General features: G+C 45.9%; 15 protein-coding genes and 1 tRNA gene. 7 read left to right on the forward strand and 9 right to left on the reverse strand.

Translation table 11 applies throughout. From position 1 onward, the window contains the following. Positions 1-4: 4 nt before the first annotated feature. The 3 genes from HWN40_RS01700 to HWN40_RS01710 form a co-directional block, all read right to left on the reverse strand. A complete protein-coding gene (locus tag HWN40_RS01700) occupies positions 5-1,147 on the reverse strand; it encodes a 3-dehydroquinate synthase II (RefSeq protein WP_176964133.1) in 1,143 nt (380 codons plus the stop codon). A gap of 33 nt (positions 1,148-1,180) precedes the next feature. Then, the gene (locus HWN40_RS01705) at positions 1,181-1,978 is read right to left on the reverse strand and encodes a 2-amino-3,7-dideoxy-D-threo-hept-6-ulosonate synthase (protein ID WP_176964134.1); all 798 of its coding nucleotides are present in this window, start codon (positions 1,976-1,978) and stop codon (positions 1,181-1,183) included. 176 nt (positions 1,979-2,154) lie between these two features. Then, entirely contained in the window at positions 2,155-3,522 is a 1,368-nt protein-coding gene (locus tag HWN40_RS01710; protein WP_176964135.1) for a DUF7125 family protein, read from the reverse strand. 201 nt (positions 3,523-3,723) lie between these two features. Here HWN40_RS01710 and HWN40_RS01715 point away from each other — a divergent pair, with 201 nt between their 5' ends. Further along, the gene (locus HWN40_RS01715) at positions 3,724-4,293 is read left to right on the forward strand and encodes a GMP synthase subunit A (protein WP_176964136.1); all 570 of its coding nucleotides are present in this window, start codon (positions 3,724-3,726) and stop codon (positions 4,291-4,293) included. A gap of 33 nt (positions 4,294-4,326) precedes the next feature. Here the strand turns inward: HWN40_RS01715 and HWN40_RS01720 are convergent, their stop codons facing one another. The 3 genes from HWN40_RS01720 to HWN40_RS01730 form a co-directional block, all read right to left on the reverse strand. Further along, positions 4,327-5,646 (reverse strand): signal recognition particle protein Srp54, encoded by a 1,320-nt coding sequence (locus HWN40_RS01720; RefSeq protein ID WP_176964137.1) that lies wholly within the window; start codon positions 5,644-5,646, stop codon positions 4,327-4,329. Positions 5,647-5,738: 92 nt separating this feature from the next. Beyond that, positions 5,739-6,572 carry a DMT family transporter gene (locus tag HWN40_RS01725; protein WP_176964138.1) on the reverse strand — a complete coding sequence of 278 codons (834 nt, stop codon included), beginning with the start codon at positions 6,570-6,572 and terminating at the stop codon, positions 5,739-5,741. Between the two features lie 63 nt (positions 6,573-6,635). Then, positions 6,636-6,710, reverse strand: a tRNA-Met gene (locus HWN40_RS01730). 142 nt (positions 6,711-6,852) lie between these two features. On the opposite strand from HWN40_RS01730, the gene HWN40_RS01735 reads away from it, so the two are divergent. From HWN40_RS01735 to HWN40_RS01750, 4 genes are all read left to right on the forward strand, one after another. Next, entirely contained in the window at positions 6,853-7,551 is a 699-nt protein-coding gene (locus HWN40_RS01735) for a phosphoribosyltransferase (RefSeq protein WP_176964139.1), read from the forward strand. Positions 7,552-7,594: 43 nt separating this feature from the next. Next, the gene (gene mtnP, locus HWN40_RS01740) at positions 7,595-8,458 is read left to right on the forward strand and encodes an S-methyl-5'-thioadenosine phosphorylase (protein ID WP_176964140.1); all 864 of its coding nucleotides are present in this window, start codon (positions 7,595-7,597) and stop codon (positions 8,456-8,458) included. A 159-nt stretch (positions 8,459-8,617) separates the two neighbouring features. Beyond that, the gene (locus HWN40_RS01745) at positions 8,618-9,076 is read left to right on the forward strand and encodes a Zn-ribbon domain-containing protein (RefSeq protein ID WP_176964141.1); all 459 of its coding nucleotides are present in this window, start codon (positions 8,618-8,620) and stop codon (positions 9,074-9,076) included. A 25-nt stretch (positions 9,077-9,101) separates the two neighbouring features. Beyond that, positions 9,102-9,869 carry a heparan-alpha-glucosaminide N-acetyltransferase gene (locus HWN40_RS01750; RefSeq protein ID WP_176964142.1) on the forward strand — a complete coding sequence of 256 codons (768 nt, stop codon included), beginning with the start codon at positions 9,102-9,104 and terminating at the stop codon, positions 9,867-9,869. A gap of 15 nt (positions 9,870-9,884) precedes the next feature. Here HWN40_RS01750 and HWN40_RS01755 read toward each other — a convergent pair whose 3' ends face one another. The 3 genes from HWN40_RS01755 to dinB form a co-directional block, all read right to left on the reverse strand. Further along, positions 9,885-10,736: a pirin family protein gene (locus HWN40_RS01755; RefSeq protein WP_176964143.1), complete on the reverse strand. Its 852-nt coding sequence runs from the start codon at positions 10,734-10,736 to the stop codon at positions 9,885-9,887. A gap of 40 nt (positions 10,737-10,776) precedes the next feature. Then, positions 10,777-11,973 carry a glycosyltransferase family 2 protein gene (locus tag HWN40_RS01760; RefSeq protein ID WP_176964144.1) on the reverse strand — a complete coding sequence of 399 codons (1,197 nt, stop codon included), beginning with the start codon at positions 11,971-11,973 and terminating at the stop codon, positions 10,777-10,779. 132 nt (positions 11,974-12,105) lie between these two features. Further along, positions 12,106-13,194: a DNA polymerase IV gene (gene dinB / locus HWN40_RS01765; RefSeq protein ID WP_176964145.1), complete on the reverse strand. Its 1,089-nt coding sequence runs from the start codon at positions 13,192-13,194 to the stop codon at positions 12,106-12,108. 128 nt (positions 13,195-13,322) lie between these two features. On the opposite strand from dinB, the gene HWN40_RS01770 reads away from it, so the two are divergent. Continuing rightward, complete coding sequence (locus HWN40_RS01770; RefSeq protein WP_176964146.1) at positions 13,323-13,610, forward strand: hypothetical protein; 288 nt, start codon at positions 13,323-13,325, stop codon at positions 13,608-13,610. 138 nt (positions 13,611-13,748) lie between these two features. After that, positions 13,749-13,943 carry a 30S ribosomal protein S17e gene (locus tag HWN40_RS01775; RefSeq protein WP_176964147.1) on the forward strand — a complete coding sequence of 65 codons (195 nt, stop codon included), beginning with the start codon at positions 13,749-13,751 and terminating at the stop codon, positions 13,941-13,943. Positions 13,944-13,960 lie beyond the last annotated feature (17 nt).

Raw genomic sequence — 13,960 nt, forward strand, 5'->3', positions numbered from 1 at the left:
GTGTTCACTTCTCGATTATGGTCTCTTCGATCTTCATTCCGAAGTGGCGGCCGATATCCTCTGAGTGGACCAGTATCTCATCGCCAACCTTGAGGTCGGTGACCGCTATGGGTTCCTTGTCCTTTGTAACGAGCTTGATAGTTTCTGCATTCTGCAGGATGTTCTTGATGATCTTGCCGTTGAGGTCTGCTTCTACGAGAATGAGCGGTCTTCTTTCAATCTTCACGCGACCGACCACACCGGTTCTCTGCTTCCCTTCACCGTCTACTATTGTGACCTCGTCACCTGCCTTTAGCTCGGAAAGGTAGCGTGTCTTTTCTCCAACCTTGATGTATGCGTGTACAGCACCTGCATTCACCCTGAATGGACGGGATGCCACATACGGGCTTTCCTCGGATTCCGAATGCACAAGGAACATGCCGTTTGCCTGTGAGCCCACAAGCATTCCCTCGCCTCTTACCATGAGGTTGCATGTGTCCACACAGACCCTGTCGCCCATGCCGATGGATTCGACTCTTGTAACAACGGCAGTCTGGATCGGAAGTGTCTGGATGCCTGCATTCTCCACAATTTCTGCTGTCTTTTTGATCTGGCTCAGGTCCTTTGTGTCAAGCAGTACACCATCTGTACCATGTTCCATTGTCTCGAAGGCAAGCTTTGCTTCCTCAGAGGTTTTGACTCCTGACATGAGCCTGACATCCTTTTTCTGCAGTCCTGCGATCAGGTTCTCAAGAGGAATTACCTGCCAGTCAGTGCCTATGGTTATCAGATAATCACAAACGTTTCCCATTTCCGCTGCAAAGTTCTCGTAATCCTTGTTCTGGATGACAACATATCCTGCAACCTTTAGTCCTCTCTCTTTCAGGCGCAGGGCAGTGGTAACGTCAAGAGAACCGCCATAGTCAGGTGGCAGTGGTTTTGTTCCGTCGCCTTCTCCCCCTTTGCCTACTACTATTATGTCTGCTCCTTCTATCTGATTCGTGGCAAAGGCTGCGACTTTTACGTTTCCAAGCTCCTTTACCTTCTCAACATCCGCAGCATCGACCAGTATGGCATCCACGCCGGATTCCATTCCGGTGGTAACCACAGCCTTGCGTTCATCCCAACTGCCTTCATCGGCTTTGATCCAGATTATCTTATCATTCATATAAGCACGTCCGCAAGCACTGACCCTCTGATTTCATTTCAGGATTTCCAGTGCTTCTTCAACTGAAGTTTTATGGTGCACTATCTCCGTTATGGCTTTTGTAATTTTTGTAGGGTTGTCGTGCTGGAACACATTTCTTCCGATGGCAACACCCCTGGCACCGGCTTCGATGGCACCCTCGATCATTTCAAGGAACTCTTCATCAGTGTTTGTCTTCGGTCCTCCTGCAATGACCACGGGTACAGGGCAACCCAGAACCACATCTTTGAAAGAATCAACATCTCCGGTGTAGTTGGTTTTAATGACATCCGCACCAAGTTCGGCACCCACTCTTGCAGCATGAGCCACAAGTTCAGGGTCATGCGGATTGCTAATGTCTTTTCCACGGGGGTACATCATGGCAAGAAGTGGCATTCCCCAGTAGTTGCAGTCCCTTGCAACATTTCCGAGCTTCTGAAGCTGGTCCGCTTCTGTCTCTGATCCCACGTTCACATGTATGGACACGGCGTCAGCACCCATTTTCATAACCTCTTCAACAGTGCAGACCTGGACTTTATTGTTAGGGTCGGGTCCCAGGGATGTGGAGGCACTCATGTGGACAATCAGCCCTATATCATGTCCATATCCTCTGTGTCCGTGATTGACCATCCCTTTCTGCATGAGGATAGCATCAGCACCGCCTTCAGCTACCCTGTTGATAGAATCAGCTATGTCAATCAGCCCTTTTATGGGTCCGTCGGACATACCGTGGTCCATGGGTATGATCACCATGTTCCTGCTGTCCCTGTGCATTATCCTTTCGATGCGTATCTTTTTTCCGATTTCAGTCATATATTCATGGCCTCTTTCTGCATTATATTGATAAGAATACATGGGCATCAATGTACTAAAATGTACATCAATGTATTTATGTTTTCTTTGCTACTATGTCACATAGTAGCACGATTTATTATTTAAAGGTTTTTGTGTTGATAGCAGAAACGTGTATTCAAAAAGAGGAATTAAGATTACATATCTTTGAGGAATTCACCAATATGTATCCCGTCAGAATCTATGTTGTACTCGACAAGGCGTTTTTCATGATTGCTGCCGTGCATTTTGAGAATATAGAGAGCTTTTTTAATCTCATCATCTATCTCCAGGTTCCGAAGGAGTATAAGATTGTCAACAAACGACGAAACGGGTATTTCGGATACCAGAAGGTCGCTTCCAGGGGCCATATTGCCGCCTATCAGCACGGATGTGATATCCAGGGCTTTGAACAATCTGATAAGATTTGAAAGGTGTTCCCGCTTTTCAGCACAAACCCCGAAAGCATTTTCAAATCCTGATATGTCATCAATTACCACCCTTTTTGCACCGATGGTCTCGATGTGTTCTTTAAGTTTAATGGCATGTTTGCACGGATTGATCTCCGATGGAGCCATATGGAATATTCTGACAAGGTCTTTATCTTCCAGCTCTTTCAGATCATAACCCAGGTTTTCGGCATAGTATCGGATCTCTTCAGGTGTCTCTTCAAAACTGCTTATAATTCCTGGCTCACCTTTCATTGCACCGTCAAGAATGAACTGCAAACCAAAGATGGTCCGGCCGGTACCGGTATTACCCGCAAGCAATGTGGATGACTGCCTGAACAGACCTCCTCCCATCAGCTTTTCCAGTTTGTCTATTCCAAAACCAATCCTTTCCGAATTCCAGTCGGGTCTGGAAAAAGGAATCTCTATTCTGGGGTAAATGCTTACACCTGAGGATGATGCTTCAAAGAAATGCTCTCCATTAAGGTAGCTCAGGCCACTGAACTTTATAACCCTCAGACGCCGGTCGGTATTTACACGTCCGATCTTCTGGGAGAGATATATCACACCATCAACAATATCGGTTATAACCGATCTGCACATCTCCTGCGTACTCATTGTCCCGGTCAGGTATACGATGGCATTCCAGTCGTTCATTGCCGAGTTCAGTGAATACATGAATCTCCTTCTTTCTGCTTCGGGAAATCCGAAACCTATGGGAGTTACAGGATCGATAAGAATTCTGTCAGGATTCAGGGATGCAACTGCATTTCCGAGGTCTACCAGCATGGTCAGGGGGTCCCTTTCCACCGAACTGATATTGTATGTGCGGATATTCAGACTTTCTTCATAGAAGTCATACTGGGACAGTGTCTCACGGATGGATGCTTCTGATTTGGTTGTGGGGCATACATACAGTACCTTTTCCCCTTCCTTTGATGCATAGCACAGGCTCTGGATTCCAAGTGTCGTTCTTCCGGTGCCGGGGTTGCCTGCTATGAGCACTGTTGAGGTTGTGGGAATTCCGCCCCCCAGTATTTCATCCAGGCCGGGCATACCTGTAGATTTTATATCCAATACAACTCCTCGATCATAATACGGTAACTGAAAAGATTATATTTATCTTTATATTAAATTTCCTCTCCCTGATGTAGTTTACATTTTGATTTTACTTAACACTATTTATTTTAGTGGTCACAGGATATGAAACTGTCTTATAGTGTGAAATACTATAGCAGAACAATACTATCTATAATAGCACTACATAAGGATAAGCACATGAGAGAATTAAAGATTCTTGTTATCAATAACTATGGGCAGTTCTGCCACCTTATCCACCGTTCAGTAAGGGATCTGGACATGGATACTAAGATTGTTCCAAACACGACACCCATTGAGGAAATCCTTGACGAGGAACCCGACGGGCTGATACTCAGCGGGGGTCCTACAATGGAAAGGTCCGGAATGTGTTCCGAATATCTTGAGAGCATTGACAAGCCTGTACTCGGTATCTGCCTAGGTCACCAGCTAATAGCAAAGACCTTTGGTGGAGAGGTTGGTCCGGGTGCTTCCGGCGGATATGCGGCAATCAAGATTGAAATCGTGGATGAAGATGAGCTTCTGAAAGGACTTGGTCCCACAATGTCTGTCTGGGCATCACATGCGGATGAGGTAGCGAGTCTGCCCGAAGATTTCATACAGCTTGCAAGGTCGGATATCTGTGAGTATGAGGCAATGAGGCATGTGGAAAGGCCGATCTTTGGTGTGCAGTGGCATCCAGAAGTCGCACATACGGAAAAAGGAGAAAAATTACTGGAAAATTTCCTTGAGATATGTGAGACTTATTAAGTCTCGCATTCTGTTATGTGAGAACTACTGATCTCACATACCCATTTTCTTCATCATTTTTTGCATATTGAACTTACCACCACGGAATCCTTTCATAGCGGTCTGCATCATCTTGTGATACTTGAGAAGCTCTCTTACATCATCACCGGTACATCCGGAGCCCATTGCAATCCTCTTGATGCGTGAGCTACCGATAAGTCTCGGATTTAGCATCTCTTCCTCTGTCATTGAATCCATGAGAACCCTGTAGCGCTGGAGCTTGTCCCCGGTAACCTGATAAGCGTCCTCGGGTATTTTCGCACCCATTCCACCCAGGGGCAGCATCTGCATTATCTGCTTCATGGGTCCCATCTTATTGAGGCTTTCAAGCTGCTTGTACATATCCTTGAGGGTGAAGCGTCCGGTCATCATGGACTGGACATCGAGTTCCTCATCTCCGAGGGCTTCTTCTGCCTTTTCTATCAGGCTTTTGATATCACCCATTCCCAGAAGCCTGGAAATGAACCTGTCCGGCTCGAAGCGTTCAAGATCGTTTGGTGTCTCTCCGACACCGATGAAAGCTATGGATGAGTTTGTCTCGGATACTGCGGAAAGCGCACCACCACCCTTTGCCGTACCGTCCAGTTTGGTGATGACCACGCCTGATATGCCCACTGACTCATTGAAGGCGCGGGCCTGTTCGCTTGCCTGCTGTCCGATAGCACCATCAAGTACCAGCAATTTGTAGTCAGGCTTTGCAACGGCATGTATGTTCTCCATCTCGACGATCAGATCGCTTTCAAGGGAGTGACGTCCGGCTGTATCCACCACGATAACATCGTATTTCTGGACCTCTTTGAGACCCCTCTCAACGATTCCTACTGCGTCGGGGTTACCTTCTTCTCCATAGAACGCAACGTTGAGTTTGTCACAGAGTGTCTTTAGCTGCTGATAGGCACCGGGACGGAATGTGTCGGCACAGATCACCGCAGGTTTGAGACCTTTTCTCTGGAAATAGCGGGCAAGCTTGGCAGAGGTTGTTGTCTTACCACTACCCTGCAAACCTATCATCATTATTGTCTGGGGCTTTAGGGGAACATCGGTACTTTCGCCGATGATGTTAATAAGTTCCTGATAGACTATCCTGATCACATGTTCCCTGGGACTCATCCCGGAGGGAACCTCTTCCTTAAGGGCACGCTCTTTGATGTGCTTTGACATCTCCATGACCAGTTTTACATTAACATCGGACTGGAGCAAAGCTCTCTGGATATCCTTGACTACCTCGTTCACAGTGCGTTCATCGATACGTCCGGATTTTACCAGTTTCTTAAGGGCATCCTGCAAGGAATTTCCTAATTTATCCATTACCATTTAAGGATCGTCCTGTTATCTTTCTATTTTAATAAATGGGGAGTTCGTATTTAATATTGTTGTAAAACTCTTACGCATGCCTGTAACAGTTATCAGGCTATAAGCAAGACGGCGATCATCACGGAAAATACGCCAAACCACTGTCTTCCGGTCAGGTGCTCTTTCAGGAGTATCCACGCAAGAAGCACCGTTACAGCGGGATATAGTGACGTAAGAACAGCTGCTACATCAAGCCTTCCTGCCTGAGCTGCAAGGGCATAGAACAGATTTCCTCCCGTATCTAATATGCCTGCAAGTATCATTAGCGGAAGATGTGTGATGGTAGGCAGTTCTGTCTTTCTCAGGTATAAGGCTGCGAGGAAGTACATTGCAAGGGATGCAACCCTTGCTCCCACAAGGGGCCAGAGGATGGCATCTCCCTGTATCCTGTCAATGAAGATCATAAAAAAGCCAAAACCCAGGCCTGCAAGCAAAGGAAGCTTCAGCCCATCCATCTTTATTCTTGATGTATCTCCTTCCCTTGAAATGAACCAGACACCAATGAACGCGAAGATAAAACCCAGCATCTGGGTACCTGCAGGCAGTCCTTCTATTGTTATACCAAAAGCAACGGGGACCAGAGCACTGGATACTGCTGTTACGGGTGCGACAACTCCCATTTTTGAGACCGACAGGGCATGATACAGTGCAAGCAGCCCGATGCCTCCGGAAATACCTCCCAGAGCTCCCCACAGCATGTCCTGTGTGGATGGTATGTTCTCTCCGATGAGCAACGCAGAAAATGCTAGCAATATAGCTCCTACGATCTGGGATACGATCACAACCGCAAGTACGCCTGTGCGCTTTGTAGCAACTCCTCCGCTGAAATCGCCTGCACCCCATGATACTGCAGCTCCGAGTCCGAATACAACGGTAGAAAGTTCCATCTGTTACGTTATCCTGTTTTATTTAGATGAAGAAAAAGTCTTTCTGTAAAAAAAGTATCCCAGTAGCGGGGGATGGATTCGAACCATCGGTCTACGGGTTATGAGCCCGTCGGGATCTCCTGGCTACCCCACCCCGCTTCTTTTTGTCTGGGAGGGTACTTCCCTACAACAATATCATTGCAGATAAAGTTTGCGTATGAAGACATCCAAAACCAAAAGATATATGCTTTGTCTGTGTAAATTATGTCCGTATTTTACTGTTCATATCAGAGGGACAAAAATGGCATTACCTGATAAATTCAAATGTGTTGTTACAAACTGGGACTACATCTATGATCTCTGCAGAGAGGTCTCAGATCAGATAAAACGCTCCGGTTACGAACCGGATATGATAATCGCCCTTGCAAGGGGTGGATGGTTTGCAGGTCGTGTGATGTGTGACTTCTTGGGACTTGATGACCTTACCAGCCTGAAGATCGAGCACTATGTAGGCACGGCACTTGCAGGCGATGAACCAAAGATCAAGTATCCGCTGGCTGACAATGCAGTTGAGGGAAAGAACATACTCATCGTTGACGATATCACAGATACCGGTAAGAGCCTGACGCATTCGATCGAGTATGTGAAGGAGCAGGGACCAAAGGAAATAAGAACCGCTACCCTGCAGTATCTTGACTCTTCAGAACATGATCCAGATTATTGTGGTGAGCGTCTTGAAGAATGGGCATGGGTAGTTTTCCCGTGGAACTTTATCGAAGACATGACCGACCTGATCTCAACTCTGATGACAAAAGAGGACAGGGAGATGTGGGATATTCCTTCTATCAGGCACGGGCTTTACATGTATCACTCACTTGATTCCTTCGCGTTCGAGATCGCCCAGCCCGGCAGGCTTCCCGAGATCATGGCTGAGATGAACCGCAGGGGAATTGTTAAATCAGTGTCTGAAGATGGAAATCAGTACTGGAAACTTGACTGATCCAACTTCATGATATAAATCTACCAATTTTAAGAGGAATCAGATGAATAACGAAAAAGCTGATATTGCAATTATTGGCGGAAGCGGCATATATGACGGAAATATGCTGGACAGGGTACGAGAAATAGATATCGATACACCATTTGGGAAACCCTCGGATTCCATTACAATAGGTGAGCACGGGGAAAGGACCATATGCTTTTTGCCAAGGCATGGCAAAGGTCACAGGATATCTCCATCGGAGCTGAATTCCAGGGCAAATATCTTCGCTCTGAAAAAACTCGGTGTCAAACGCATCATTGCGGTATCTGCTGTGGGAAGTCTTAAGGAAGAGCTTGCGCCTCTGGATATTGTCATTCCTGACCAGATATATGACCGTACAAGATCAAGACCGAGTACTTTCTTTGAGGATGGCATTGTCACACATATCGGGTTTGCGGATCCTTTCTGTCCCGAAATGTCGGATGCTATTACAGAGATTGCAGATTCCAAAGGTTACAGTGTCAATAAGGGCGGGACGTATGTATGCATGGAGGGTCCCCAGTTCTCAACACGTGCGGAATCCCGGGTTTACAAAGCTCTTGGTTTTGATATCATAGGTATGACCGCGATCCCCGAAGCAAAACTTGCCAGAGAGGCCGAGATATGCTATTCCATGATCGCCACGGTAACTGACTATGATGTATGGCATGAGGAAGATGTCAGCATCGAGACCGTTATTGCGAATGCGATGAAGAATGAGGAAGCTGTGAAAGCTATTCTCATGGACGCACTTGACAGGATAAGCCTTGAGCAGAATTGTATATGTAAGAACGCTCTGGCAGGTGCCATAACCACAGCTCCTGAGATGATATCCCATGAAACAAGGAGAAGGCTTGAACCTCTGATAGGTAAATACCTTGAATGAAATTAATCAATTCCAGGGGTCATCGAACCACACTCGATTGAAACAAGCCTTTCAGGACGTTCCAACCGTCCTGATTTTATAGCCTGCGTCCATATATTGAAATGTGGTTTTATCGCAAGAATTTTAATATATCATTATACTTATATAAATCGGTGAATCATGCCTCACAAATGTACAAGATGTGAATCTGTTTTCGAAGACGGCGCTTCGGTCATACTTAGCGGTTGCCCTAATTGTGGCTGGAACAAATTCCTCTACGTCAAGGATGAAGAACCTGAAAGTGAAGAGAAGGATATCAGTGAGGATGAGAAAAAGGAAGAACATCATATAATTGATGAAAGTCATGAACACGAGTCCGGGGAGAAGATCATCCGTGAGATCGATGATATAATCGGGCATGAGGATAAAAAGCAAAGTGTTACCACCGAGGATGGAGAGCGGGTTGAGTCCGTGCGTATTCTTGGCCCCGGATCATACGAGCTAAATCTTGATTCTCTTCTTGACCGCAAGGAAATTGTCATGGCAATAAAAGAAGACGGTGCCTATGCACTTCATCTGCCATCGGTTTTCAAAAAGGATAAGGATAAAGATAAGGAAAAGAGTAAGGACAGGAAATAATAATTCCTGATAGGGGGATCAGTTGATGGGTGGGGATTATGAAAAGCGTTTCTGGGAGGTAGACGTATTCCGCGGTCTTGCGATCATCTTCATGGTGATCTATCACGTTTTCTTTGATCTGGAATATATGGGCATATACGAGTCAGGTGTACGCTCCGGATTAATGCTGTTCATAGGAAGAAGTTCAGCCATAACCTTCATTTTCCTTGTAGGTCTTTCCCTGACCCTCAGTTATTCACGGGCAAGACATGTCTATGGAAATGAAAAGAACCTCTTTCCCAAATACCTGAAAAGGGGTATTGTCATATTTTCCTGGGGACTTGTCATAACACTTGTCACGGGCTTGTTTCTGGAAAGGGGTATGATAGTTTTCGGAATACTGCATTTCATCGGGGTTTCAATAATTATTGCCTATCCGTTCCTGAAATATCGTTTTGCACCTGTTTTTGCTGCGTTTGTCATACTGATGATGGGCTTTCTCACCCATGCCGCATATGTTGATTTTCCATGGCTGCTCTGGATCGGCATCAAACCCGTCGGCTTCTATACATTTGATTACTTCCCCCTGATTCCCTGGTTCGGCTTTGTCCTGCTGGGTGTTTTCACAGGTAACAACCTGTATCTGGGATATCGCCGGCAATTCAAGATACGCAACATCGAGAACGATCCTCTGATCCGTGTGCTTGATTATCTCGGAAGGAAATCGCTTTTTATCTACATAATCCACCAACCCATAATCATAGGATTGCTGGTGGCTTTTGGATATGCTGATCTGAATTACGTGGGATTCTGAAGTATTTCTCTGAACTTACTTTGTGAATGTGCCTTCACTGTATTCCTCAAATGCCCGTCTGGCTTCCTCTTCGGTATTCATGACAACCGAACCCATCCATGCTATCGGTTCGCTCAGTGGCTTGCCCACCATAAGCAGGACCCTTGCATTTTCCTCTTCAGCCTTTATCTCCACCCAGTAATCATGTTCGAATATGGCCAGACTTCCGCTGTCTGCAACAGGTCCGAGTTCCGGGTGCATTCTGGCTTTTCCCTCGAGGACATATGCCAGTACTGTATATTCCTTCTCTGTATAATGCCTGAAAGAGCCGTTGGCAGGAATTCGCAAATCCATATATTCGATTTCTGTGGTAATGTTCTCCACGGGACCGTGCATGCCCTCCGCATCCCCGCATATCACTTTTATGAATGTTCCGTTTGCGGTGTGAGCTCCGGGTATCTGCTCACTTTTTATTCCTCTGTATCTTGGCTCTGTCATCTTATGGGATGCAGGCAGGTTAACCCATAGCTGCAATCCCCAGAGCTCTCCGTTCTCATCCCCCTCCGGCATCTCCTGGTGTACTATTCCGCTGCCTGCAGTCATCCACTGCACATCGCCGGGACCGATCACTCCTTCATTTCCCTGATTGTCACTGTGTGTGACCTTTCCGGCCAGCATATAGGTGATTGTATCGATACCTCTGTGCGGGTGGTACGGGAAGCCTGCTTTATATTCCTCCGGGTTGTCCGAATGGAATTCATCAAGCATCAGAAAAGGATCTGTCTCACTTGCCTGATGATGGCTGAAAGCTCTTCTCAGATGTACGCCTGCACCTTCGGTTACAGCTACGCTTTTAATTATTCTGCTGACTGTTCTGGTATTTTCCATTAATCCCCACTCCCTTAATTGACCTTTATCTAATCTATGTTCACTTATCCGTTAAAACATCCTGCTGTAAACTTTCAAAAATAATAGCATTCTCACGGATCTTTGCTTCAGCTTCCGAGAAATCCATTTCCTTGCATTCATTGTAGAATGTCACGAACCTTGCAAGCCACATAACTCTCAATGCATCGATAAGGGAAATATCATATGTTTTTGAGTATTCCTCATAGATATACCAGACAATACGTGACCACTGTTCTGCATCCAGTTGTTCCTTTCCTTCAAGGAAACCATGAAGATGGTGCATCACATCTGCTGGCAGGAGGGTGGTGTAAATGTCCGAGTATTCTTCATAACGCTTGGAGACTGTCTCGAGCATCTTGTCCTTGTTCACATTTACCGGAAGGGGTATCGGACCATAGTATTCCGACACTTCAACACCATCGGTTATGATAGGCTTGCTGTTCTTATCCTCATAATATACAGCAAGGTCAAACATGGTTTTTACCACCTGCCTGAACATGGGTATCAGGGATGATTCAGGGTCTGCGTACTTTGTAGTTGATTCATGCAGTTTCAGACCAAGCATTGCCTCTCTTATCCTCAGCCTTTCGGCGGAAGCCACTGTGGTGATGAATATGTCTATTCCGAAATCCGATGGGAAAAGCGGATGATCTCTTAATATCTCCATGAGTTTTTTGGATATACAGAACTCTCCGCCTATTGGCTGCCTGATATCACTGCCGTAGTAGGCTCTTGTGAAAGGATAGGCAAGGTTATTGGTGATCACGCCGTCGAACTTGTCCCTCACGTAAAAAGGTACTACCAGATCCGTTCTTCCGTACAGTACCGGCCTGACCATTTCCTGTATCCATTCTGCTTTGATTGAGAGCAGATCTCCATCTACAAAAGCTACTGCCTTTGAGTTCAGCTTATGCGCGATCTCCATCACGGTCCGTATGCCGTCACCTTTTCCGGGGACTCCCATCTGCTCTACAACTATCTTCTTTACCGGGGATATGTCGAACATATCCGCGATCTCTGCAGTCCTGTCTGTTGAAAAACCGTCCGATACGACTATCAGTGTATTATAGGGGGAAAGGTATTGCAGTACTCCCTCACGTACCACATTCATCACGTGCAGGATGGTGGGTTCTACATTCTTGGTGAGTATTCCCACGACAACATCTACTTCCTCGATATCTTCAAGTCTGTCTCCGATACTTTTTTTGAGTTCCATTCGATTACCACTTTATCTCGGTTATGCAATAGTTGGCAGTATATTTGGATGATATTTAAAAGAAACCTTTAAAAACATCTATATAAATTAGATCAGTGGCATCGGAACGCTGCAGGATGAAAAATCACTTTCTCAGAAAAAGTCATTGAGCAAAGTCTGCCTTTCATCTATCTTCTCAAGTTTGGTGACGCCCACTCCGAGTAACCTGAACCTGCCCTTCCCGATAAACTCATCCATCAGTCCCAGTGCAGTTCTGATAATGGCCTGCTTGTCAGTGCTCGCTGCCTGCAGTGTCTTTGCCCTGGTGTATGTCCTGAAATCCTCGAAGCGAACTTTTATTGTCACTGTCCTGAAACGGAATCTCTTCCTGGAAAGCGATTCATGTACTTTGTCCGTAAGCTCGAAAAAAACATTGCGTATTGCAGCCGGGTCGAAGATGTCCTCCTCAAATGTATCTTCAGTACTTATGGATTTGACCTCTTCTCTTTCCCTGACCTCGCGCAGGTCTATGCCGTTTGCAAGCTGGTGCATCACAACCCCTGATTTTCCAAAACGTGCAACAAGCAGCTGCACATCCATGCTGGCAAGATCACCCACTGTCTCTGTATCCATATCTTCAAGAATCAGGCGTGTCTTTTTACCGATTCCGGGGATCTTTGAGACCGGAAGCGGGAAGAGAAAACTTTCAACATCCTCCGGTCTTATGACCGTGAGTCCGTCGGGTTTGTCAAAGTCCGAGGCTATCTTGGCCAGGATCTTGTTGGGTGCCACGCCTATGGAGCAGGTCAGTCCCTGTTTGCGTAAGACCTCATCTTTGATCTTGCGTGCAAGCAGGGTTGCGGACTCGTAATCGTCTATGCCATTACCCACGTCAAGGTAGGCTTCGTCAACACTCACCTGCTGGAACCTGTCTGCAAAGATACGGATCAGATCCATTATGTTCTCTGAAACTTCCTTGTAGAGTTTCATATTCACAGGAAGGTAGACTGCATCCGGGCATAGTTTGTATGCTCTGGATATGGGCATTGCCGAATGTATCCCGAATTCCCTTGCCTCGTAGGAACATGTACTGACAACGCCTCTCCCCTTACCTTCCTTGGGATCCGAGCCAACGACCACGGGAAGACCCTTGAGCTCGGGTCTCTCCCTGACCTCTACAGATGAATAGAAGCTGTCCATATCCACGTGCAGTGTGATTCTGTTCCTGGCTGGATTACTCATTCCAGTTGTTTTATATAATAAGTTCTTTATCTAAATTATGGACTACTGTCTCAAATGTATCATATTCTCTGATCTAAGGGAATACTGAAATAATATGGTGTCCTAGAATCTAAGGTTCAGGTGTAGAAATGTATGTTTATATCGCGCTGCTGGCTTATTTTGTCATCCTCTTCCTGACGTTGCGTGATATCCGAATATTCCGGCGTACGGGTATTGTTTCCTATCGCAAGGGCGCACAGAGGGGAATTATCGCATCCACAGTAGTACTTCTCGGGGTTCTGATCACTCCCAGGAATCCTGAATTCGGGCTTCTTGTTGTATTCATCGGACTTTTCCTGAATCGCAAGGGTATCAGGGAGAAGGTCTTTAATGAAGCAGGTACTGTCGACCGCCTGCTGGGTAAGACCGATATCTGAAGTACATAACTTTCACCCGGCTGCAATCCAAAAGGTATAAATGTAAGGGTATTTATTATTAGGCGATACGTACTTACTTAGTATCATAAAATTAACAGTTCAGTTTACAGTTTCATCATATACTAATGGAGAATTTACATGGGAAATATTAGACAGACCAACATCAAGAACATTGCATTACGTTTAGTTGACAACTACGGTAACACTTTTACGACAGATTTTGACACAAACAAGCATCTTGTAACAAAGTACACAACAATCGAAAGCAAGGTTATCAGAAACCGTGTTGCAGGCTATGTTACAAGAAAGATGACTCACAAGCCTAAAGAGTAACCTTTGAGGGGGACGAT

Source organism: Methanolobus zinderi, from assembly GCF_013388255.1.
GTDB lineage: Archaea > Halobacteriota > Methanosarcinia > Methanosarcinales > Methanosarcinaceae > Methanolobus > Methanolobus zinderi.

Coding starts and splice junctions, on each gene's coding strand:
- HWN40_RS01700 (WP_176964133.1), bottom strand. CDS start 1,147: ATGAATGATAAGATAATCTGGATCAAAGCCGATGAAGGCAGTTGGGAT.
- HWN40_RS01705 (WP_176964134.1), bottom strand. CDS start 1,978: ATGACTGAAATCGGAAAAAAGATACGCATCGAAAGGATAATGCACAGG.
- HWN40_RS01715 (WP_176964136.1), top strand. CDS start 3,724: ATGAGAGAATTAAAGATTCTTGTTATCAATAACTATGGGCAGTTCTGC.
- HWN40_RS01720 (WP_176964137.1), bottom strand. CDS start 5,646: ATGGTAATGGATAAATTAGGAAATTCCTTGCAGGATGCCCTTAAGAAA.
- HWN40_RS01725 (WP_176964138.1), bottom strand. CDS start 6,572: ATGGAACTTTCTACCGTTGTATTCGGACTCGGAGCTGCAGTATCATGG.
- HWN40_RS01735 (WP_176964139.1), top strand. CDS start 6,853: ATGGCATTACCTGATAAATTCAAATGTGTTGTTACAAACTGGGACTAC.
- mtnP (WP_176964140.1), top strand. CDS start 7,595: ATGAATAACGAAAAAGCTGATATTGCAATTATTGGCGGAAGCGGCATA.
- HWN40_RS01745 (WP_176964141.1), top strand. CDS start 8,618: ATGCCTCACAAATGTACAAGATGTGAATCTGTTTTCGAAGACGGCGCT.
- HWN40_RS01750 (WP_176964142.1), top strand. CDS start 9,102: ATGGGTGGGGATTATGAAAAGCGTTTCTGGGAGGTAGACGTATTCCGC.
- HWN40_RS01755 (WP_176964143.1), bottom strand. CDS start 10,736: ATGGAAAATACCAGAACAGTCAGCAGAATAATTAAAAGCGTAGCTGTA.
- HWN40_RS01760 (WP_176964144.1), bottom strand. CDS start 11,973: ATGGAACTCAAAAAAAGTATCGGAGACAGACTTGAAGATATCGAGGAA.
- dinB (WP_176964145.1), bottom strand. CDS start 13,194: ATGAGTAATCCAGCCAGGAACAGAATCACACTGCACGTGGATATGGAC.
- HWN40_RS01770 (WP_176964146.1), top strand. CDS start 13,323: ATGTATGTTTATATCGCGCTGCTGGCTTATTTTGTCATCCTCTTCCTG.
- HWN40_RS01775 (WP_176964147.1), top strand. CDS start 13,749: ATGGGAAATATTAGACAGACCAACATCAAGAACATTGCATTACGTTTA.